This window comes from Marinitoga sp. 1135 (genome assembly GCF_013363245.1).
Taxonomy (GTDB): domain Bacteria; phylum Thermotogota; class Thermotogae; order Petrotogales; family Petrotogaceae; genus Marinitoga; species Marinitoga piezophila.
Map to the genome: position 1 here is coordinate 156,245 of NZ_LBEZ01000001.1, position 21,078 is coordinate 177,322.

A 21,078-nucleotide genomic window follows, 5' to 3' on the forward strand; every position below is an offset into this window, starting at 1 on the left:
AATATTTTCAACAATAATATTTGCAGAAGATAATGATTAAGTATTTAATATATAAATGGATAAACAATAATTTAATTATATATAATACATTCATTTAAGGAAGTGAAAAAGTATGAACAAAAATTTTAAGTTATATATATTCGGAAGATTAATTTCCAATCTTGGGGATACTATACAGGTTATAGGTTTTCCGTTGTTATTGTTGGATATTACACAATCGGCAACAATACTTGGACTAGCAACAATATTTATTATGGTTTTTGAAATAATAATAAGACCATTTTTAGGAGTTATAGCTGATAATTATAATAGAAAAAAAATAATGGTAGGAATGGACTTTATTAGTGGTATTTTATGTTTAACTATGGCATATCTTATAGCCAATAACATTATAAGTATATGGTCGATATTTATATATTTGATTGTACAATCTATTGTGAGTACATTATTTGATACATCAACTTATGCAATGTTGCCAGAACTTGTAGAAAATCAATATCTTGAAAAAGCAAACTCATATCTTTTGATAGTTTCAAATATTTCTTCATTGTCAGGTCCTCCAATAGGTGCTTTATTATATAGCATATATGGAATTAAGATACTATTGCTCATTAATGGAATAACTTTTTTACTTTCAGGAATAAGTGAGTTATATATTGAATATGATTATAATATGGAAAATAAGAAAAAATTATCAGAAATATCCTTTTACGATGAAATAAAAGATGGAATAAAATATTTAAAAAGAAAAAAAGAGTTAAAGCATCTATTGAATATAATTATCTATTATTCTGCATGGATGATACCAATATTTGCAGTATTTATACCTGTAATAATAAAAAGAGATGGAGGATTTTCTGCAACATATGTTGGATTAGCAGAAACTGCTATGACAGTTGGTTCTTTAGCAGGTGCATCGCTAATAACCTTTATAATGGTAAATGACAAAAAAACATTATATTTTAAATTATCAAATATTATAATGAATATAGCAGTTCTATTTTTAGGAATAATAATATTTTGGAATTATTCAAATGAAATTATCAAATTTTTATCAATAGCAACAATGCTATTTTTATTTAATATAGCTCTTGTAATTACCAATGTAATAATAAATTCGAAATTTCAAATGAGTATAGATAATGAAATAAGAGGTAGAATAGGATCATTAAAAATGGTAATAATGCAAATAGTAACAATAGTAGGAATATATATAGGAGGAAAAATAATAGATAAAATCCACAGTGGATATTATTTAATATTTTTAGGAATAACAGGGATATTGATAACGGTGTTTTATATAATTCCATATTTTAGTGAAAATGAAAATTAATATATAATATTATAGAAATAAAGATAAAAATTTCTCAAATTATATAATATTAATAAACAGGAGTGAAAAAAATGATAAAATTTGAAAATGTTGTAAAAGAATATAAATTAAAAAAAGACAAGGTAGTAACAGCACTTAAAGGAATTTCATTTGAAATAGAAAAGGGAGATATCTGTTTTTATCTCGGGCCAAATGGAGCTGGGAAATCAACAACAATAAAATTATTGCTTGGAATATTAAAACCAGATGATTGTAAATGGTAAAATAAAATGGTCCTTTCCAGAGTTACTTGACATTTGCATAACATAAATAACCAATTAATTGAAATATTATTGGAGGTAAATTTTAATGCTGAAAGTAAAAAATTTGCAGAAAAGTTAAGTAAATTCATTAGTAATGGTTTTTATATATAAAAGCCGGCTTTTGAGCCGGCTTTATTAATTATTAATAGCTTTTTGCGTTATTTGAAAGTCTAAAAGTTTCTGTTCTATCATTATCATTTATAATGTGAAGATATCTATCTTTAGCCTCTTTGGCTTTTTTCTTTAGGATAGAAGGTAAATCGGAATTTTCAAATTCTTCTTTTAATAATTCCATTAATGGTTCTTCAAAATAATATCCATCTTCTAACTCTTCATCAAAGACAATATAATTTAAATGTTCGTCTGTAATTTTTTCCGGGAAAGCGCTTTTTAAAAAATTGAGTGTATATTTTGCGAAAACATCTACGACATCTTGAGGTCTTTTTGCTTTGTTAAGCATTTCATGATATTCCCTCTTTGTTTCTTCATAAAACTTTACGTATGACTTCATCAAATCCCCCCTTGTGATTATGTAGTCATTAAATATGACTTATAAAAGGGGATAAAAGTTCTTAATAAAGTCTATTATAAAAATAATTAAGAATACTCATTACATATATTCCAGCTGTTTCAAATCTCATAGTAGTTTTTCCGAGATTAACCTTTATAATGTTATTTGAAACATTTTCCAGTTCATCATTTGAAAATCCCATATCAGGACCAAGTATAACAGAAATCTTTTTATTTTTTTTAAAATATTCTAATGAAAGTGCTTCATTTAATGATAAAGAAGATTTTAAATCCAGTAATATAGCATTTTCTAACTTGTTTATCTTTTTAAAGTCAGTAAATGAAATCTCAGGAAATTTTGGATTTTCAGATTGTTTAGAACTTTCTATTATTACTTTTTTAAATTTTTCCAGATTTTTAAATGTTAATTGAGATTTTTTACCGTGGAATATATGTATTCTATTTACTCTTAATTCAACGAGTTTTTCAATTAAAATTTTCATTCTATCGAATTTACTGGCACCAATGTAAAAATCAATTTCTGGTTTATATTCTTTATTGTAATTTTGTATATTTAAAACTCTGCATTTTGTTTGATTTTTTGAGATTTTTTCTACTATGCATGTATAAATATTTCCTGTGCCATCATATACGGTGATTTCTTCGCCGATATTTATTCTCACTATTTTAAGATGAGCAGTTTCATTTTTATCAAGTATAATTGAATTTTCATCAGAAAGAATACCATAAAAGGCATTGGGCATTAGCCTATAACCTCCAGGCCATTCATATATGGAACCAATACTTCAGGAACCTTTATTCTTCCATCTGGTAACTGATAATTTTCCATAATAGCCACTAAAGTTCTTCCAATAGCTAATCCTGAACCATTTAATGTATGAACATATGCCATTTTGTTATTTTTCATTCTATAACGTGTATTTCCTCTTCTTGCCTGGAAATCTTTTACATTACTACATGAAGAGATTTCTTTGTATGCATTATAACTTGGAAGCCATACTTCTAAATCATATGTTTTTGCTGCTGCAAATCCTAAATCACCTGTACATAAGGTAATTACTCTATATGGTAATTTCAATAATTGTAATATTTTTTCAGCATGTGAAGTTAATTCTTCAAGGGCTTCTTCGGATTTTTCTGGTTCTGAGTACCAGAATAATTCAACTTTATCAAATTGATGTTGCCTGATCATTCCTCTAACGTCTTTACCATAACTTCCTGCTTCTCTTCTATAACATGGTGTATATGCAACATATTTTAAAGGGAGTTCTTTAAAGCTTAAAATCTCATTTTGATGCATTCCAGCAAGAGCAACTTCTGCTGTTGGAATTAAGAATAAATCGTCATCTTTTGTATTGTATGCATCTTCCTCGAATTTTGGCAATTGGCCTGTTCCAAGCATTGTATCTCGTTTTACAAGATGTGGTGGAACAATTTCAGTGTAACCGTGTTGCTGTGTATGGACATCAAGCATAAAGTTGATTAAAGCTCTATTTAATCTTGCAAGTTGAGACTTTATAATTGAAAATCTTGAACCACTTAATTTTGAAGCTCTTTCAAAATCAAGCATTTTTAAATCAGGACCTAAATCCCAATGTGCTTTTGGTTTAAAGTCAAATGTTGTAGGGGTTCCCCATTTTCTTATCTCGACATTATCTTTTTCATCTTTTCCCACGGGAACACTTTCGTCAGGAATATTAGGAATGTATAGTAATTTTATATGTATTTTATCTTCAATTTCATTCATTTTTGATTCAAGTTCTTTGATTTTATCAGCAATTCTTTTGGATTTTTTTGATAATTCTTCAAATTCTTCCATTTTTCCTTCTGCTTTTAATTTAGCAAGTTGTTTAGAATATGTATTTCTTTCAGCTCTTAAAGCTTCAACTTCTCTTTGATATTCACGTTTTTCTTCATCTAATTCTCTTATACGATTGATTAAATCGGTTTCATGATTTCTCTTTTCTAAAGCTTCAATGATAATTTCAGGACTTCTTCTTATTAATTTTATATCTATCATTTATTTTCCTCCTCTTCTTTTTCATTATCATTTTTTATTTCAAGAGTTAATTGTACTCTTTGTGCAGATATTTCGTTTTTATCTGTTTTAAAGGTAGCTTTTGATGTTTTCATATTTATCTTTTTTACATCATTTTTTATTGTTACATTATCCTTTAATACAAGAATTTTTGTATTTTCATCGTATTCAAAACTTTTTGCGAAAATTACATAATCATCTTTTAAAATTTTTACTAAACCATCATCACTTTTCATATTTCCAGAATATGTTTTATCTTTATTATTAAATTCAATTTTATCACAAAAAATATATATAATTTTATTGTCTTCTTTTAATTTTATTGTAGTTTCAACATCGCCTGAAAGAGTACCTATATCCTTTTTTAAATCATATTTTAAAAGATTAGAAGTTGCTTCCATAGTATCTGTTTTAATAAAAATATCACCTGAAGATTCGAGGTTTCGCCATTCTTCATTTACTAAAGTTACGGTAGCGAGGTCTGTTAATACTTCTAAATCATTTTTAATAACCTTTACATCATTTTTTAGTACATAAAAATCATCTCCACCATTAACGGTTATTGCACTTACATGAATAGTATCAGCAAGTGCAATGGAAAATAAAAGAACACTGATTAATAAAAACAACCATTTTTTCATTTGTTTCCCTCCAATTTATCGCTAATCCATTTGTCAGCTAATCTTTTTGCGTACATATAAGTTTTTGCATTTAAAGCAGAGAATTCTACTTTTTGAGGGCAGATTACATCTTTATCTTTAGTAATTATACCAAATAATTCCTTTTTTCTCAAAAAGAACGAATAAAGTAATATTTCAGCACCATTTCTTGGTTTTGGTAATTTTATTGAACATTCATAAGAGGTTATTATGTCATAATTTTCTATATTTAATGGCGATAGTGAAATTTCTGCACTGGGAATTAAAAATTTGTCATTATATTCATAGTATTTGAAATATGGAGGTGAAGATAATGAGGCTACTAATGCATCAACGAATAATTCTTCTCTTTGAAAATAATATATTGTATTATCTTTTATATCATATGCTTCGATTAGAAAAAAATCTCCTAAATCTGATAATTTTGTATTTCCAAAATATGCTTTTAATTCTTTAGTGAGTTCTGTATGTGATTCGAACTCAAATTGCTTTTTTTTGTTTAATTTTAATAACGCAGTTGCTTGATTATATAAATTTTCATATATTCTGTCTTTAAACACAAACTTATTTAAAATTTTTGTATTTTCAATGAATTCAATCATTTTTCCAAAAAAATTTCTTTTATATTTCGAAATAAAGAACGGCATTAAAACGCTTATACCGGATAATTTTAAGAATGGATTTAATTTTTTTTCATAAAAAGAAGAAACAACTCCAGCATTCCAGTACAATCCGTATTTAAAATCACCAGAAGCAATTTTAATTTGCGACATTTATTTCACCACTCTTTTGTTGGGCTAGTTTGGCCTTTGCCTCGTTGTAAATTTCCTCGTATTTATCAAACTCATACCATGAATATTGTGATTCAAATATATATGGTTCATCAGCATCTGAAAGTTTTAAATCTGTAACTAAATCTATACTCAATGATGAAATATAATTTATATAATTAAATCCACTACTTAAACTTTTATTCGTAGAAGGAATATGTGAAGCTACAACATAATTCGCTCCCATTTTTCTGCAAAGTTGTATTGGGACTTCTTCAAGCACTCCGCCATCTAATAATTCCATTCCCCCTAATAATGTAGGTGTAAAAGCACCAGGAACATTTGAAGATGCCATAATGGCATCTAATAGATATCCTTCTGTGATTTCTTCTGTTTTTTCTTCTTCGATATTTAGAGCAACAACACCAAAAGGTATCTTACAATCAGAAAATTTTTTCTTATAAAACAAAGGTTTTAACATTCTAAATAGAACTTCATTTTTCATAATTCCCATGGAGGAAAGCAATTTTGTAAATCCAGAAATTTTTGAATCAAGACTTTTTTTCATAGATTTTATTTCAGTATCAAAATTTTTTAATGAATAAGAAAGTTTTTTATATACTGAATTTATATCTGGTTCTAAAGCATATAATCCACCTATTAATGAACCAGCACTGCACCCAGTTATTACAACTGGGTGCGTTTCATATTTATTTTCAAGATATTCAATTAATGCTATATGTGCCATTCCCCTTATTCCGCCGCTTCCAAGTGCTAATCCGTATTCTTTTTTCATTAGAACCCTCCTAATAGGATATAAACTGCAATTCCGCCTACTACACCACCTATTAATGCATATATTACGTTAGACATTAAATTTTGTGAATGTAATTGTTCTTCAAGGTTTTGAAGACGTCTATTTAAAGCATCATTAGACATTTCGCTCTTTTTCATTTCAAGAATTTCATTTTCCAGCTGATTATTTTTAGTTTTTAAAGCAGTTATATCATCTTCTATTTTATAGATTTTATCGCCAAGATAAGAAGAATCAACAGACATGTTTACTTTATTTTCTAAGTTGTTTAATCTTGTTACTATAGCTTCTAATGATTTCATGTTTTCCTTAATTAAATCATCTTTTATTTGCATATAAATATAATTTTTTATGTCGTCAGATTTTTTCATTAATTCCTGTGAAACCATATCATCTATTATATTTATTAAAGCATCTTGATTGTTTGAAGGAAGATTTTCAAGTGTATAGATGGATTTTTCTAATGATTTTAATCTGTTTTCTAATGTATCGATTTTTGCTGATTTTTTATCGAAATCGCTTTTTAATTCAAAAAGTGTTTTTGAATTCGCAATAACCTCATTTTGTAATTTTTGTGTTGGTGGTTGTATTGCCAATGACTGAACAATATTATTTAAATTTCTTACCTGTTCTGATAATTCAGAGACTAATTTTAAATCAGCATTGATTTTCTGAATATCCTGATAATTTTTATTGCTCAATTCCTCAATATTATTTATTTTTGGTAAAGCTTCAGCAATTTGTTTTAAAAGTTCAGAGGAGTCTTTAACGCCACTTGCCTTTACTGCTTCTCTGAAAGCATCGAGATCTTTTGACATATTCAAAACTTGAGCTGTTAAATTAGAAACAGCATAATCATTTGTGTTAATTCTTGATTCAATCTGGTCAAGACGTGTGAATAAATTTGAAAGGCTTTCATTTTCTTTACCAAAAGCAGCACCTTCAAGTAACCCTATTCTCTGATCGAAATTTTGTAATTGTTTACTAAATTTATCAATTTCATCTGCCGCATTTTCAAGACGTTCTATATTGGATACTCTATTTTCCAATACAGCAATTCTATCGATAATTTCTGAAGGAACAGTTCCACCATTTCCAGATTTTAAAGAACTCATATTTTTTTGAATATCTAAGATTCTATTATCAATATTATTAAGTCTATTAGTTGTATCAGTTAAAATAGCGGAATAAGAATTTACAGCTTTTTCAAGTTCTTCAACTTTTATTTGTAAGGACTGTAAAGAATTTACTTTCATATCAATATCTCTTAATTTTTTATATAACAACGTATCATTTGAAAGAGTTGCTGAATTTGAAATGTTTACTCCAGAAGTTTCAAGTTTTGTTATTTTATCGTTTAATATTTTAATTTGATTATCAAGTTCTGGAATTTTTGAAGTAAGCTCCATTAAAGGTTTTACTTCAAAATCAAATTTTTGTTGGATAATATCATCTACATATGTATTTGAAGAGGCAATTTGATTTTTTAATGTATTGATTTCATTCATCAATTGCGTTATTGTGGCTTCATCGGTATTACCCTTCCATCTAATTTGAGAAGAAATTTCATTTGTAATATAAACTTTTAGACCGTTTTTTTCTTTTTCAAATAGTTCATCTATATATGACTTATAATAATTTTTTTCTTTGTTTAAATAATCATCAAGAGTATTAATCATATATTCTTTGGTTTTTGAAAATTCTTCTGCCAGCTGTTCAACGCTTTTTTCAAATTCATCCATTCTGTTGCTAAAAGTAATCATTGTAGCAAGTGTTGTTTCATATAACTGCTTAATTGTTTCTTCTGATTTTTTTTGGGCTATCATAGAAGCGTTTTGAGCTATAGCTTTAAAAATTGGATTATTAGTTTCAGTAGAGTTAATAGATATAGCCTGCTTTAAATAATATACATCTTTACTGAGTTCTGAAACTGTATTTTTTGTATTTTTATAATCAGTATCAAGAGAAAAAATAAAATTTTCAAGAGTGTATACTCTGTCGGGTAATTTTTCGTTTAATAACTTGGATAATGAAGCATCCATAGTTTCAATTTTTAATTTATAATTTTCATCTAAATAATCAAGAAATTTAGAACCAAAAATAGCAAGATCATATCTTGAAACAGATATTGCACCATTAAATTTTCCCTGAGTGTCCGTATCCATAATACCAGCATTTATTACTTTTAGTACATGTGGATAAACAGGAGATGCAGGTTTTACATCAACAAGTTCAGCGAAAATTAAAGTATTTAATAATAAAATAATTAATGCTATAACAAAACTTTTTTTCATATAAAAGCCCCCTTAATACCAATTATCGACGTTAATAAATTTTCCTTCGTCGGTGAAATAAATGTATTTTTCTTTGATTTTTAAATTTCCTTTATATAATGCAATTTTATGGACACCGTATTCCAACCTTAAATTTACTTCTGAACCTGTATATTTTACATCATCAACAAATAAATCATATCCTTTTCTATTGTATATTTTTACGGGTACAAGATTTGCTCTCGAGAAGAAAACAACCTTATGATTATATTGTGAAATAGAAACATCTATATTATATATATTTCCATCAGGAAATTTAAAAGTGATGTTATGTGTTCCAGTTTTTAAAACTTTTCCTATTAGATATCCAGTATTTTCATAATTTCCGTCTATATATATTAAAGCTCTGGAAGATGTTGTAAATAATGAAAGCGCCCCAACATTTTTATCTTCTGTTAAAAATACAGTTTGTGATCTATTTTTTCTAATAGTTGTCATTTTTTTTGCGTTTAAATAATAAATATCAATTTTTTTGGTTTCCTGCATTGTATCTATCAATATTGTTGAAGGAGTAAATGCGAATTTATCACCTATGTAGGTTAAGACTTTATCAATTGAAGATAAAACTTCTATAGATGTATATAATTTTGGATTTAAAACAATTTGTTTTGGATCGTCTTTATGTATAATATATCTAAAAAAGAGATTTTTATCGTTTTTAGATACAATTTCTATAATATGCGGCATCCCATCTAATTCTAATTCCTCAACTTCTTTGCCAATATATTTTCCATCAAGATAAAATTCTAAATTTTTGACATCCTTAAAGAATACAGTTCTGCTATTTTCGTATAATTCGAAAAATAACTGTTTGGATTTTGTTTTTTTATCAAGGTTTATGGTTAGTCTTTTTGAAATATATCCAATTTTAGAAACTACAATATTTAATGTTCCTTCTGGGACTACGAAATTACCAGGTGTATATCCGTATTTTTTATTATTAATAACAACAAGAGCATTTCTTGGTGAAGAGTCCACATATAAATTAATTCCCTTTTTTAATTGAACAGATATATCTTTAACTTTTTCAGTAATATTAATGTTTTTTTCAATAGTGATATAATCTTTACGCTCAAATTTTAGTTTATAGTTTACTCCTTTATTTAAAACTGTAGAATAAGGTGTTTCACCAATCTTTACATTGTTAATATATAATATTGATGTTGGATTGGAAGTTATTTTTATCATGCCTTCAGGTATAAAGGTTAAATATAATTCTCTGGTTTCGAAAGGTTTTAAGTCAATTTGTAATTTTTGAGGTTTATAATTGTCAAAAGTAAAATAAAAATCTTTAATATTAACTGGAACTGTTATCGTATCATGATTATTTACCAGGAATTTTTTATTGTTATATTGTACATAAAATTGCTCAATATTTGATATAATTTTTAATGAGGCAAGAGGAATTAAAGAGACCCTAAGTTCGGTATCAGAAGAAATATCCATGGTTTTGATGTAATCTTCATATCCAAACTTTTTTATAGTAACTGTATGAGTTCCAGATGAAATATCGATGGATTCAAAAGTATTTTTTACAGCTTTAATATACTGACCATCGATATAGATTAAAGCACCTTTTGGAGCAAAAATTTTTAATTGATATGAAAAGGATAATATACTAAAGACAATAAAAAATAAAAGCAGGAATATTTTATTCTTTTTCATTTTCCCTCACCTCATTTATCATTTTATCAAGACACTCGAGACGATCCATAACTTCTTCTGGTTTTTTCATTTTATCTAAAACCTTTTGCATAAATTCAACACGAGCTTTTATAACCTCATCAATAACATTTTTACCTTTTTCTGTTATAGTTATTGTAGTAACTCTTTTATCTCTTTTATCTTTTACTTTTTCTAAATAGCCAGAAGCTTCTAATCTATTAATAAGACCTGTTGTAGTACTTTTAGTAATTCCTAAAATAAGGCTGATATCTGTGACTCTTTTTGGACCTCTGAAATATAAAATTTGGAGTAAATCAAATTGTGCAGGGGAAATATCACTGTTTTTTATAATTTTTCTTCCTTCAACTTTAACTTTGAAACATATATCGCGTATAATTTTTTCGAAGTTTTGAACTCTTGTTTTTTCCATAATGTTCCTCCTATCTTATTTTGTTTTATTAATAATTTCATAATATATATTTAGAAAGAGAGGTATTAAAATGGGGAAAAGTATAAGTTACTCAGCTATACTAAGCGTTTTGGCGGTATTATTATTTTCAGCTCAAATGTTTATACCTGTATTTGGTATTTTAATTTCTTTTTTTAGTTTAATTCCGCTTGTATTGGTATATGAATTGACGGATATGAAATATTTTATTATTTCTGTAATAACTACGGGTTTTTTAATTTTAATGATAAATGATCTTTTTGGAATGATATTTTTTACCACATTTTTACTTCCGCCGGTTTTGGGGTTGGTAGTTGATAAAAAAAAGAAAATACTCCACATTTTATTTTTTCTCGTACCAGTGGCGTCTTCCTATTTTATGTATAAATCTTTTTTTAATGTAGTAATATTCAGATATCTTTGGCCGTTAATTGGAGCTGGTGCATATATTAGTATAAAATTTTATTATAGTAGAATATCAAAACTTATTCTCAATAAACTACCTACTATATTTTATCAAAAAAAGGCGTAAAAATGAAATAAAAATAATAATTTAAATATAAAAAATAAAAATGAGGTGAGAGATATGGATTATATTGATCTTGTTATAGAAAAAATGGTATATGGAGGATATGGGTTTGCCAGATATGACAATAAAATTTATATGGTTGAACATGCATATCCTGGTGAGTTTGTAAGGATAAAAACAAAATATAATAAAAAAGATGTGTATTTTGCAGAAGTTGTTGAATATCTTGAAAAGGCACCATATAGGAATAGACCGGTATGTCCGCATTTTTATGAATGTGGTGGTTGTCAATTATTGGATATGGATTATTCAAAACAATTGGAAATAAAAAAAAGCATTGTAAAAGAACAAATGAAAAGAATTGGTAAAATCGATGAATCTCTTGTAGAAAATGTAGTGCCATCTGATGAAATAAACCATTATAGAAGCAAAATGGAATTTGCATTTGCTTATAAAAATGGTGAAGTAAAATTAGGATTAAAACAACGAAATAGTAATGAAATTATAGATATAAAAAATTGTTTATTAGCTCCAAAAGAATTTAATAGAATAATTACAGAGGTAAAAAAAATATTTGAAGCTTTAAATATGAAAATATATAATCCAAAAAGAAGAAAAGGAGAGTTTAAACATCTTGTATTAAGAAAATCATTTTCAAAAAATGAGATTATGGCTATCTTTATAACAAAAACAGAATACATTTCTAATTATAAGAAGTTTAAGGAATTAATATTAAAAAATATAAAAGCAGATTCTTTTATCCATGTCATGAATGGTTCTGATTCTGTTGTTTTAAGAGGACCATATAAAACATTAAGAGGTGAAGGAGTAATAAAAGAGGATTTTGATGGTTTTGAATATCAAATTCCACCAACAGCATTCTTTCAAAATAATTATTTTATAACGAAGAAAATTTTAGAGGAGTTTGTTGAAATAGTAAAATCTGAAAAAATTTCTGGAACAGCATTAGATTTATATTCTGGAGTTGGACTATTTTCAATATATCTTGCCCCACTATTAAAACACATTACAGGTGTTGAAAGTAATAATGTGTCTGTAAAAGCCGCCAAAGCAAATGCGAACATAAATAACATAAAAAATGTTAGTTTCGTAAAAGAAGATGTGGAAAAATTTATAGAAAATTATGATAAAAAATTGGATTTAATCATTCTTGATCCGCCAAGAAGTGGATTGAGTAAGAAAATCTTAACAAAGATAACAGAATTGAAACCTAAATATATCTTTTATTTATCCTGTGATCCAAGCACTCTGGCAAGAGATCTATCAAAAATGCAAGAATTCTATAATATAGAAAAAATAAAGCCTTTCGATATGTTCCCAAATACTTTTCATATAGAAAATTTTGCGTTTTTAAAGTTGAAAAACAGTAAATAAACCTGATTATTTTAATTTTTCTTTAGATATTGAATTGAGACACCTTTTTTTGGTATAATATGTATTGTTAAAATTAAAAATTGGAGGGAGGCCTTTCCATGGAATTTATTTCAAGGATAAATGTATTACCAAAAGTGCCTGAAAATTTAAAAAAATTACCAGAATTAAGTAGAAATCTCTGGTGGACCTGGAATTATGATGCACAGGAGATTTTTGAAAGAATTGATGAAGATTTATGGGTTGAAGTAAATAGAAATCCTGTTGCATTTTTAAAAAAGGTAAGCCAGAAAAAATTGAACGAGGCAGCGCAAAATCAGGCTATATTGAGTTTATACTCTCAGGTAGTGGAAAAATTTGAAAATTATATGAAAACTGAAAATACATGGTTTAAATCCACACATAAACAATATAAAGGTGGAGAATTTGCATATTTTTGTGCTGAATATGGATTACATGAATCATTTCCAAATTATTCTGGAGGATTAGGTGTATTAGCTGGTGATCATTTAAAATCAGCAAGTGATTTGGGAATTCCATTGGTTGCTGTTGGACTTTTGTATAAACAGGGATACTTTGAACAAAGGATTAATTCTGAAGGCTGGCAGGAAGCTATTTTTAATCCTTATGATTTTGATAATTTTCCTGTAGTTCCAGTAAAAGATGATGAAGGAAATGAAATTTATATAACAGTAGAAATGGATAATAGAAAAGTTTATGCGAAGATATGGAAATTATCCGTTGGAAGAATAAATTTAATTTATCTTGATACAGATATTCCGCAAAATGATCCTGAAGATAGAATGATTACCTACCAATTATATGGCGGGGATCAGGAAATGCGAATAAGGCAGGAAATGCTTTTGGGTATTGGAGGAGTTAGAGCATTAAGAACTCTTGGATATAACCCATCGGTATGGCATATGAATGAAGGTCATTCTGCATTTTTAGGTTTAGAAAGAATTAGAGAATTTGTTCAGGAACACGGTTTAACATTTAGAGAAGCAGTTCAAGCAGCAAAAGCTGGTGCGGTATTTACAACACATACTCCTGTTCCAGCAGGTCATGATGCATTTCCTTTTCATTTAATGGATAAATATTTCAAAGATTATTGGCCACAACTTAAAGCATCAAGAAGGGAATTTCTTGACTTAGGAGCTGAAATAAGGGCTGATGGTTCTGAATTATTTTCAATGACAACATTAGCTTTAAATTTATCCTCAAGAGCAAACGGAGTAAGTAAATTACATGGTGAAGTATCACGGGATTTAGCAAAAGACATATGGAAAGGACTTGAAGCAGTTGAGGTTCCAATTACACATGTAACAAATGGTGTTCATGCAACAACATGGATTTCCAAAGAATTACAGGATTTATTTGCTCATTATCTTGGAAAAGACTGGCATGAAAAGATTGATGATCCTGATTTATGGAAAAAAATTGATGAGATTCCAGATGAAGAATTATGGAATGTAAGAAAATCTTTAAAGAAAAAATTAATTGAATTTGTACATCAAAGAACTAAAGAACAAAGAATGAGACATGGTGAAACAGTAGAACAACTTGAAGAAATAGAAAATATTCTTAATCCAAAGGCTTTAACAATAGGTTTTGCAAGAAGATTTGCAACATATAAAAGAGCTACATTAATTTTTAAAGACCTTGAAAGGCTCAGTAAAATTTTAAATAATCCAGAAAGACCTGTTCAATTGATTTTTGCGGGTAAAGCACATCCGGCAGATAGACCAGGTCAGGAATTAATAAAAAGAATTTACGAAATTTCAAGAATGCCTGAATTTAAAGATAAAATAGTATTTATTGAAAATTATGATATGAATGTTGCAAGGCATTTAGTAGCCGGTGTTGATGTATGGCTTAATAATCCACGAAGACCAAGAGAAGCAAGTGGAACAAGTGGTCAAAAAGCTGGTATGAACGGTTCTCCGAACTTTAGTGTTCTTGATGGTTGGTGGGTTGAAGGTTATAATGGAAAAAATGGATGGGCTATAGGTGATGAAAGAGATTACACAGACCTTGAATTACAGGATAGAATAGATAGTTCATCAATGTATAATACTCTTGAAAAAGAAATTGTACCTCTTTATTATGACCATAATGAAGAATTGGGAGTTTCAAGAGAATGGATAAAAATAATGAAAGAATCTATAAAATCAGTTACATCATTCTTTAATACACATAGAATGCTCAAAGAATATACACAAAAATTATATATGACTGCAGCGGAATTAGGAGAAAAGTTTGTAAAAGATAATTTTGAAATAGCTAAGAAATTCTCTGCTTGGGTAGAAATATTGGAGAAAAACTGGGGAAATATTAGAATAAAAGTTCTTTCAAATGTAACTGAAGACATTGAATATTCAACTGGTGGAAAAATAGAAGTAAAAGCAGAAGTTTATTTACCGGGAATTGGGCCGGATTCTGTACTTACACAAATTGTTGTAGCAAAATTGGAAGACAACAAAATAGTTACATTAAAATCGTTTGATATGAAGTTGAAAAAAGAAGTAAATAAAGATACATATTTGTATGAAGGTGAATTTGAAATAGATGAAAGAGGGCAGTATGGCTGGAATGTAAGAGTTATTCCATATAATCCTATAATGCCATATCAACATTATTTAATAGGTTTTGTAAAATATCCACAATAAGATAAAGGCGGCTTTTAAAGCCGCTTTTTTTACGTTTATGCTGAAAGAGGTTGTTTGTTTTTATTTTTAAAAATATTTTTAATTTCTATATCGAAAATATATTTAATATATCTTTCTAATTCTTCAATTGAATTAATAGAAGTTAAATCTTTTTCTGTGATAGCATTTTCCAGACCAATTAATTCGAGGTAAAACTTATTATTATCTGGATTAATAAAGAATTTTTTAAAATAATGCTTTTTTTCTTCATACCATTTTACTAATTCACCACTTTTTATCATATTATTTCCTCCTTTTAGTATTTTTATACTTTTTAATTACTACATCATAATCAATACATTTATATATTACTATATTTTTTTCATTAATACAATTAAGAAAGAGTAACTTTAATGTTACAATTCTACTATAAGGTAGAAAATGGTGTATAATATAAGTGATATAAAAAAAGTGAGGTGAATAAATTGAAGAATGAAATTGGAGAAAGAATAAAAAAATTAAGGGAAAGAAAAGGAATATCAAGAGAAAAACTTGGAGCTATTATCGGAATAGCGGGAAATAGTGTATATAGAATTGAAGCAGGTATTAACAAGCCTTCAGCTGAAGTAATTATAGAATTGGCAAAATATTTTGATGTAAGTACAGATTATTTGCTAGGATTGGATAATATATCAGGTAATGACACTTATGTAAGAGTGGAAATGAAAAAAATTCCTGTATATGAAAAAGTTGCTGCAGGAGTGAGTGGTGCAGCACAACCAGTAGATTATCCTATTGATGAAATTTATATACCAAAAGGTTGGAAAGGAACATTTGCAGTTGAAGTTGTTGGGGATAGTATGGAACCAGAAATAAAAGAAGGTGACTACGTAATAGTTGATCCGGAATCGTATATAGATTCAGGAAATAGGGTAATAGCATTATTAAATGATGGTGAAGACGCACTGGTTAAAGTATTCAGGAAAACATTTGATGGAACTATAATGTTATATAGTTTAAATCCGAAGTATGAACCAATTATTTTAACTCCAGATTTAAGATGGAAAATAATTGGAAAAGTTGTGAACTTATATAGGAGATATTAATATAAAAAATAGGAGCTTAAGCTCCTATTTTTTATATTATGGCGGAGAGGGTGGGATTTGAACCCACGGACGGGTTGTGCCCGTCACACGCTCTCCAGGCGTGCGCCTTTGACCGCTCGGCCACCTCTCCAGCATATTTAATTTCCATAATATTTTATCATATACATTGATTTTAGTCAACTACTTTATTTAAACGAAATTAAAATTTATTATTAATCTTTTTTCGTTCTCATTTGTAAATAATCTTTTAATTTTTTTATATCTTTATTATCAATTTTTTTTATATCTCCGGGATTAGGAACTTCATTTACAGTCCAAGGACCAAACTTAATTCTTTTAAGTTTTAGTACATTATATCCTAATACTTTAAACATTAATCTTACCTGTCTTTTTTTTCCTTCATGGATACTAATAATTACTTCTGAATATTTTCCTTTTTTTCTAATTTTTTCAATTTTGGCAGGTTGAGTTTTATAATTTTCTATAATTACCCCATTTTTAAGTTTTTCAATATCTTCGTTTTTTATATGTTTATTAATTAATACTTTGTATGTTTTATAAATCTTTTTTTGGGGGTGTAAAAGTAAATTAGCTAATTCTCCGTCATTAGTAAGGAGCATTAATCCGGAAGTATTATAGTCCAATCTTCCTACATGAAAAACCTTTTCAGGTATTTTTCCTTTTATTAGATCAGTAATAGTTTTTCTTCCTCTATCATCGGAAAGAGAGGATAGATATCCTATAGGTTTATGCAATAAATAATATACATAATTATCTATATCGTTTATTTTTTCTCTGACATATATTTTTTTATTATTTATTTCAATAATATCTTTATCTGAAAGCAAAAACCAGGGTTCTTTGATAGTTTTTCCATTTACTTTTACCTTTCCCGAGATAATCATTTCTCCAACTTTTCTTCGAGAACCTTCACCTATCTTCTGGAGAAATGTCTGAAGTTTTATCAATTTTAGCACCTCTTAACTCTTCTATAGTTTTTTCTGGTAATAATTCAAAAAAAGTCTCTGAAAGATCATAAACAAATCTATTTTTTGTATTGTTTTTTCTTTTTTTAACAATTAATCCCATTTCCATAAGTTTTTTTATTTGATGGTATGATGATTTTCCGCGTGATTTTTCTATTTCTGTTGTAGAGGATGGACCGTTTAAAAGTAAAATAGCAAGAATTTCAAATTGTGATTCAGTAAGAGAAAATGTTCTTGGGCGTGGTTTTAAAATAGATTTTATTTCACTTTTTATAGTAAATCTATATTTTCCTTCAAACATTTCCAGTTCTATTCCATGAAATTCTGAATTATAATGTTTCCAAATTTCAATTAAAATGCTATTGACTTTTTCTTCTGAAATTTCCAATTTTTCTGAAATTTCTTTTACAGAAAAGCCAGAACTTTTTGAAAATAACATAGCTTCAACTATAGGGATAAGATGCTTATTCTGCACCTAATGTCACCTCTTTTTTAGAACGAATAAATTCGTAATTTTCATTAATATAATGAATGCCATTTCTTACAAGTGTCAATGATGCAAGAAAATAAACTATAAATCTCAATCTATTTTTGTTTGAAAGGATATACAATTCTTGTAAAGTAAATCTTTCCATTTTTTCAAGTTCTTCTATAGCTTCTTCTACTGTAAAACCTTCACGTAATATTTCTAATTTATGCTGAAGCCGTATATAATCTGTCATATATAAGTCTAACTGTTCATAAATTTTCTTTTTATCAAATCTCATAGCCTTAACTCTAATGGGTTTCTTAGTATTATTTTTTCCAAAATTATCCTTAAGTTTTTCCATAGCTTTCTTTATTTGATCATAATCCTCGATAATATTATATAATGTATTTTTTTGACGTGTAAACTCTTTATCTTCATTGGCTTTTGGTAATAATTCTTTTGATTTTAATAAAGTTAGATAAGATGCAATTCTTAAGAACTCACCAATATCATTTAAATTGTCATAATTTTTTTCTATATATTCGTTAAATATATCAGCAATATAAGATACCGGTAGCATACGCACCGGTATCTTTTTTTCTCTTATAAGGTCAACTAAAACTTCAAAAGGGCCTGAAAAGATATCCAATTCAATATTTATGTCGGAAAACATATAATCACCACCTGAGGTTCATAGCCTCCTTAACTTCTTCCATAGTTTTTTTCGCTACAGCGGAGGCCTTTTTATTACCTTCATGAATCACATTTAAAACATCTTCATCTGAAATTTTTTCGTATTTTTCCCATATTGGTTTTAAACGTTCTTCCATATTTTTTAATAATAATTTTTTACATTGAACACAGCCAATATCAGCAGTTGTACATCCTTTTACAACCCAATCCAGCTCTTCTTGATTTAAAGTAAATGCTTTATGATATTCCCAAACAGGGCATTTTTCTGGAGTGCCAGGATCTGTTCTTCTCATTCTTGCAGGATCTGTCATCATTGGCATTATCTTTTTCTTCAATGATTCGTGGTCTTCATCTATCATTATAATGTTTCCATAACTCTTTGACATCTTCCTACCATCGGTACCAGGCAATTTTGGTATTCTTGTAACAATTGGTTCTGGCTCCGGAAATACTTCTTTATATAAATTATTAAATCTCCTTACAATTTCTCTACTTAATTCAATATGATAAACCTGATCTTCACCAACCGGAACGCCTGTTGCTTTATATAAAATAATATCAGCAGTTTGCAAAACTGGATAAGTTAAAAATCCAGCAGTTGATAAATCCCTATTTTCAAGATTTTCTTTTAAATCTTTATAAGTTGGTATTCTTTCTAATCTGCTAACAGAAACGAGCATATTTAATAAAAGATATAATTCGGCATGTTCCTTAATCGCAGATTGAACAAATATTACAGATTTTTCTGGATCAATTCCAGCAGCAAGATATCCTCTTACTATATCAATTGTAGATTGGTATATCTTATGACTTTCTTCTTTGTGAGTGGTCAATGCATGCCAGTCTGCAACAAAAAAGAAAGTTTCATTTCCTTCATCCTGCAATCTTTTCCAATCTTCTAACACCAAAACATGACCAAGATGTAATTTTCCAGTTGCACGCATACCACTTAAAATTCTCACATAAAACCCTCCTTTTTTCCCGTTTACTCTTTTTATTTTACCACATTTTGTGGTATTATATACTATGAAAAATAAAAATTCAAGGGGGTAACTTAAATGAAAGATTCAAATGCTCAACAGAAAAGAGGTTTCTCAAATAATTTTATTTTGATAGCCTTATTATTTATACTGGCAATAAGTATTGTAAATATTTTTATGGTTAAAAATATGAAAACAAATTTCAAGGTAATAAAAAGCGATAATTATTATTATATAAATGACGATAAAAGCGTTGTAATGTTTTCTAAAGTTGAAATTCAGGCTGAAGATGAAAAATCTTATAACCGATTAATTGAAAATTATGATAAACCTGATGAAGAAAAAAGAAAGGCATATGAACAATTTTTATCAAAATTAACAGAAAATACAGGGCGTGATTTCAAATTAGTATCTTTAGAATCATCATTGACTACAAACAATAATAATTATACAATATATGTCAATGAAAAAGCTGTGATTTTTGGATTTATTAAAGATTTAGGTAATAACAAATATGAATTTTCTCTTAATTCACAAAAAATGAATCTGGCAAATTCTACATTATATATTTATAAACCTAAAAATTGGGAGTTTATTGAAACATATCCTCAGCCAACAGAAATTACTGAAGATTATTTGTTATGGAAGGATGCTGGCGAAATTGAATTTCCAACAATAAAATTAGAAAGGGTTGAAAAATGATAACGCTAATCATTTTTATATGGTTAATAGGATTATCTATTATATCTCTTATTAATCTCTCCTTATTAATTTCATTATGGAAAAAATTTAATAGTTTTTCTATAACAATTGATTCTTCCATTGAGGATCAAACAAATACTTTATTGGCACGTTTTCAAAAAATAACCTCTTCGAGATTACGGGCTCTGGATAATAAGATCGAAATTCTTGATCAACTTATAAAAGATGCCGATGAAGCATATATGAAATCTTTTTCGATGCTTACTGATCTTGAGAAAAAAACAGATGAGCTAAAAAGAGAAAGAACAAATTTAAAGATAAAACAGGAAAAAAGAAGATTAGCGGAACCGTCTTCGCCTATGAAAGAGAAACATATCCCAAAAATAGATTATCAGCAACGTGAAATATCAATTGGATACAACAGAGAAAATATTGAAAAAAATTATAAAACACATGTAATTGAAAAAGAAATTGAAGAAGAAAAAAGTCCGGAACAAATTTTAAAAGAAAAAATAATTGAATATTATGATAAAGGAATGAGCATACAGGAAATTGCAAAAATGCTTGATAAAGGATCAGGTGAGATAAAACTTATAATAAACTTATACCATAAAAATAAAAAATAAAAAATTTAGTTGTTATAAAATATAGGGAATAGCCATTTGACTATTCCCTATATT

22 protein-coding genes and 1 tRNA gene are annotated in these 21,078 nt (G+C 27.6%); 8 read left to right on the top strand and 15 right to left on the bottom strand.

From position 1 onward, the window contains the following. The first annotated feature begins 112 nt into the window (after window positions 1-112). Entirely contained in the window at window positions 113-1,333 is a 1,221-nt protein-coding gene (locus XO10_RS00900; RefSeq protein WP_075780109.1) for an MFS transporter, read from the top strand. A gap of 71 nt (window positions 1,334-1,404) precedes the next feature. Beyond that, complete coding sequence (locus XO10_RS00905; protein WP_075780110.1) at window positions 1,405-1,596, top strand: ATP-binding cassette domain-containing protein; 192 nt, start codon at window positions 1,405-1,407, stop codon at window positions 1,594-1,596. A 181-nt stretch (window positions 1,597-1,777) separates the two neighbouring features. Here the strand turns inward: XO10_RS00905 and XO10_RS00910 are convergent, their stop codons facing one another. The 9 genes from XO10_RS00910 to XO10_RS00950 all read right to left on the bottom strand — a co-directional run bounded on the left by XO10_RS00910 (window position 1,778) and on the right by XO10_RS00950 (window position 10,875). Then, complete coding sequence (locus tag XO10_RS00910) at window positions 1,778-2,146, bottom strand: hypothetical protein (protein ID WP_014295648.1); 369 nt, start codon at window positions 2,144-2,146, stop codon at window positions 1,778-1,780. Window positions 2,147-2,207: 61 nt separating this feature from the next. Further along, window positions 2,208-2,909: a 16S rRNA (uracil(1498)-N(3))-methyltransferase gene (locus XO10_RS00915; protein ID WP_014295649.1), complete on the bottom strand. Its 702-nt coding sequence runs from the start codon at window positions 2,907-2,909 to the stop codon at window positions 2,208-2,210. Beyond that, window positions 2,909-4,186 (bottom strand): serine--tRNA ligase, encoded by a 1,278-nt coding sequence (serS, locus tag XO10_RS00920; RefSeq protein WP_014295650.1) that lies wholly within the window; start codon window positions 4,184-4,186, stop codon window positions 2,909-2,911. The genes XO10_RS00915 and serS overlap by 1 nt, the downstream gene beginning before the upstream one ends. After that, complete coding sequence (locus XO10_RS00925; protein WP_014295651.1) at window positions 4,183-4,845, bottom strand: LptA/OstA family protein; 663 nt, start codon at window positions 4,843-4,845, stop codon at window positions 4,183-4,185. The genes serS and XO10_RS00925 overlap by 4 nt, the downstream gene beginning before the upstream one ends. After that, entirely contained in the window at window positions 4,842-5,636 is a 795-nt protein-coding gene (locus XO10_RS00930; protein ID WP_014295652.1) for a patatin-like phospholipase family protein, read from the bottom strand. The genes XO10_RS00925 and XO10_RS00930 overlap by 4 nt, the downstream gene beginning before the upstream one ends. After that, on the bottom strand, window positions 5,623-6,429 hold the full coding sequence (locus XO10_RS00935) for a patatin-like phospholipase family protein (RefSeq protein ID WP_075780112.1): 807 nt from the start codon (window positions 6,427-6,429) through the stop codon (window positions 5,623-5,625). Before XO10_RS00935 ends, XO10_RS00930 begins: the two co-directional genes overlap by 14 nt. Beyond that, the gene (locus tag XO10_RS00940) at window positions 6,429-8,741 is read right to left on the bottom strand and encodes a hypothetical protein (RefSeq protein ID WP_175421016.1); all 2,313 of its coding nucleotides are present in this window, start codon (window positions 8,739-8,741) and stop codon (window positions 6,429-6,431) included. The genes XO10_RS00935 and XO10_RS00940 overlap by 1 nt, the downstream gene beginning before the upstream one ends. 12 nt (window positions 8,742-8,753) lie before the next feature. Further along, complete coding sequence (locus tag XO10_RS00945) at window positions 8,754-10,445, bottom strand: PEGA domain-containing protein (protein WP_014295655.1); 1,692 nt, start codon at window positions 10,443-10,445, stop codon at window positions 8,754-8,756. Next, window positions 10,432-10,875, bottom strand: a complete 444-nt coding sequence (locus tag XO10_RS00950) for a MarR family winged helix-turn-helix transcriptional regulator (protein ID WP_014295656.1) — start codon at window positions 10,873-10,875, stop codon at window positions 10,432-10,434. The genes XO10_RS00945 and XO10_RS00950 overlap by 14 nt, the downstream gene beginning before the upstream one ends. A 70-nt stretch (window positions 10,876-10,945) precedes the next feature. Here XO10_RS00950 and XO10_RS00955 point away from each other — a divergent pair, with 70 nt between their 5' ends. The 3 genes from XO10_RS00955 to glgP all read left to right on the top strand — a co-directional run bounded on the left by XO10_RS00955 (window position 10,946) and on the right by glgP (window position 15,483). Next, a complete protein-coding gene (locus XO10_RS00955) occupies window positions 10,946-11,425 on the top strand; it encodes a DUF2232 domain-containing protein (RefSeq protein ID WP_014295657.1) in 480 nt (159 codons plus the stop codon). Window positions 11,426-11,479: 54 nt separating this feature from the next. Then, a complete protein-coding gene (gene rlmD / locus XO10_RS00960; protein WP_075780114.1) occupies window positions 11,480-12,817 on the top strand; it encodes a 23S rRNA (uracil(1939)-C(5))-methyltransferase RlmD in 1,338 nt (445 codons plus the stop codon). 98 nt (window positions 12,818-12,915) lie between these two features. Continuing rightward, the gene (gene glgP / locus XO10_RS00965; protein WP_175421017.1) at window positions 12,916-15,483 is read left to right on the top strand and encodes an alpha-glucan family phosphorylase; all 2,568 of its coding nucleotides are present in this window, start codon (window positions 12,916-12,918) and stop codon (window positions 15,481-15,483) included. 35 nt (window positions 15,484-15,518) lie between these two features. On the opposite strand, the gene XO10_RS00970 is transcribed toward glgP, so the two are convergent. Then, window positions 15,519-15,764 (bottom strand): hypothetical protein, encoded by a 246-nt coding sequence (locus tag XO10_RS00970; protein ID WP_014295660.1) that lies wholly within the window; start codon window positions 15,762-15,764, stop codon window positions 15,519-15,521. 183 nt (window positions 15,765-15,947) lie between these two features. Between XO10_RS00970 and XO10_RS00975 the strand changes: the two genes are divergently transcribed. Further along, the gene (locus XO10_RS00975; protein ID WP_014295661.1) at window positions 15,948-16,568 is read left to right on the top strand and encodes a LexA family transcriptional regulator; all 621 of its coding nucleotides are present in this window, start codon (window positions 15,948-15,950) and stop codon (window positions 16,566-16,568) included. Window positions 16,569-16,607: 39 nt separating this feature from the next. Here XO10_RS00975 and XO10_RS00980 read toward each other — a convergent pair. The 5 genes from XO10_RS00980 to trpS all read right to left on the bottom strand — a co-directional run bounded on the left by XO10_RS00980 (window position 16,608) and on the right by trpS (window position 19,678). Continuing rightward, window positions 16,608-16,698, bottom strand: a tRNA-Ser gene (locus XO10_RS00980). An 82-nt stretch (window positions 16,699-16,780) separates the two neighbouring features. After that, window positions 16,781-17,536 carry a pseudouridine synthase gene (locus XO10_RS00985; protein ID WP_175421018.1) on the bottom strand — a complete coding sequence of 252 codons (756 nt, stop codon included), beginning with the start codon at window positions 17,534-17,536 and terminating at the stop codon, window positions 16,781-16,783. Further along, window positions 17,499-18,029 (bottom strand): SMC-Scp complex subunit ScpB, encoded by a 531-nt coding sequence (locus tag XO10_RS00990; RefSeq protein WP_014295663.1) that lies wholly within the window; start codon window positions 18,027-18,029, stop codon window positions 17,499-17,501. Before XO10_RS00990 ends, XO10_RS00985 begins: the two co-directional genes overlap by 38 nt. After that, window positions 18,019-18,696, bottom strand: a complete 678-nt coding sequence (locus XO10_RS00995) for a ScpA family protein (protein WP_014295664.1) — start codon at window positions 18,694-18,696, stop codon at window positions 18,019-18,021. Before XO10_RS00995 ends, XO10_RS00990 begins: the two co-directional genes overlap by 11 nt. Before the next feature lie 4 nt (window positions 18,697-18,700). Continuing rightward, entirely contained in the window at window positions 18,701-19,678 is a 978-nt protein-coding gene (trpS, locus tag XO10_RS01000; RefSeq protein WP_014295665.1) for a tryptophan--tRNA ligase, read from the bottom strand. Between the two features lie 96 nt (window positions 19,679-19,774). Between trpS and XO10_RS01005 the strand changes: the two genes are divergently transcribed. Together XO10_RS01005 and XO10_RS01010 are read left to right on the top strand one after the other, a co-directional pair. After that, window positions 19,775-20,398, top strand: coding sequence for a DUF4897 domain-containing protein (locus XO10_RS01005; RefSeq protein ID WP_014295666.1), 624 nt, complete (start codon window positions 19,775-19,777; stop codon window positions 20,396-20,398). Next, complete coding sequence (locus tag XO10_RS01010) at window positions 20,395-21,024, top strand: hypothetical protein (RefSeq protein WP_175418014.1); 630 nt, start codon at window positions 20,395-20,397, stop codon at window positions 21,022-21,024. The genes XO10_RS01005 and XO10_RS01010 overlap by 4 nt, the downstream gene beginning before the upstream one ends. The last annotated feature ends 54 nt before the right edge of the window (window positions 21,025-21,078 follow it).

Bases quoted from the DNA above. Each gene is read 5' to 3' on its own strand.
- XO10_RS01005 (WP_014295666.1), top strand. From the start codon at position 19,775: ATGAAAGATTCAAATGCTCAACAGAAAAGAGGTTTCTCAAATAATTTT.
- XO10_RS00935 (WP_075780112.1), bottom strand. From the start codon at position 6,429: ATGAAAAAAGAATACGGATTAGCACTTGGAAGCGGCGGAATAAGGGGA.
- XO10_RS00955 (WP_014295657.1), top strand. From the start codon at position 10,946: ATGGGGAAAAGTATAAGTTACTCAGCTATACTAAGCGTTTTGGCGGTA.
- rlmD (WP_075780114.1), top strand. From the start codon at position 11,480: ATGGATTATATTGATCTTGTTATAGAAAAAATGGTATATGGAGGATAT.
- XO10_RS00925 (WP_014295651.1), bottom strand. From the start codon at position 4,845: ATGAAAAAATGGTTGTTTTTATTAATCAGTGTTCTTTTATTTTCCATT.
- XO10_RS00950 (WP_014295656.1), bottom strand. From the start codon at position 10,875: ATGGAAAAAACAAGAGTTCAAAACTTCGAAAAAATTATACGCGATATA.
- XO10_RS00930 (WP_014295652.1), bottom strand. From the start codon at position 5,636: ATGTCGCAAATTAAAATTGCTTCTGGTGATTTTAAATACGGATTGTAC.
- XO10_RS00905 (WP_075780110.1), top strand. From the start codon at position 1,405: ATGATAAAATTTGAAAATGTTGTAAAAGAATATAAATTAAAAAAAGAC.
- XO10_RS00995 (WP_014295664.1), bottom strand. From the start codon at position 18,696: ATGTTTTCCGACATAAATATTGAATTGGATATCTTTTCAGGCCCTTTT.
- XO10_RS00910 (WP_014295648.1), bottom strand. From the start codon at position 2,146: ATGAAGTCATACGTAAAGTTTTATGAAGAAACAAAGAGGGAATATCAT.
- XO10_RS01010 (WP_175418014.1), top strand. From the start codon at position 20,395: ATGATAACGCTAATCATTTTTATATGGTTAATAGGATTATCTATTATA.
- XO10_RS00915 (WP_014295649.1), bottom strand. From the start codon at position 2,909: ATGCCCAATGCCTTTTATGGTATTCTTTCTGATGAAAATTCAATTATA.
- glgP (WP_175421017.1), top strand. From the start codon at position 12,916: ATGGAATTTATTTCAAGGATAAATGTATTACCAAAAGTGCCTGAAAAT.
- XO10_RS00940 (WP_175421016.1), bottom strand. From the start codon at position 8,741: ATGAAAAAAAGTTTTGTTATAGCATTAATTATTTTATTATTAAATACT.
- XO10_RS00900 (WP_075780109.1), top strand. From the start codon at position 113: ATGAACAAAAATTTTAAGTTATATATATTCGGAAGATTAATTTCCAAT.
- XO10_RS00945 (WP_014295655.1), bottom strand. From the start codon at position 10,445: ATGAAAAAGAATAAAATATTCCTGCTTTTATTTTTTATTGTCTTTAGT.
- XO10_RS00970 (WP_014295660.1), bottom strand. From the start codon at position 15,764: ATGATAAAAAGTGGTGAATTAGTAAAATGGTATGAAGAAAAAAAGCAT.
- serS (WP_014295650.1), bottom strand. From the start codon at position 4,186: ATGATAGATATAAAATTAATAAGAAGAAGTCCTGAAATTATCATTGAA.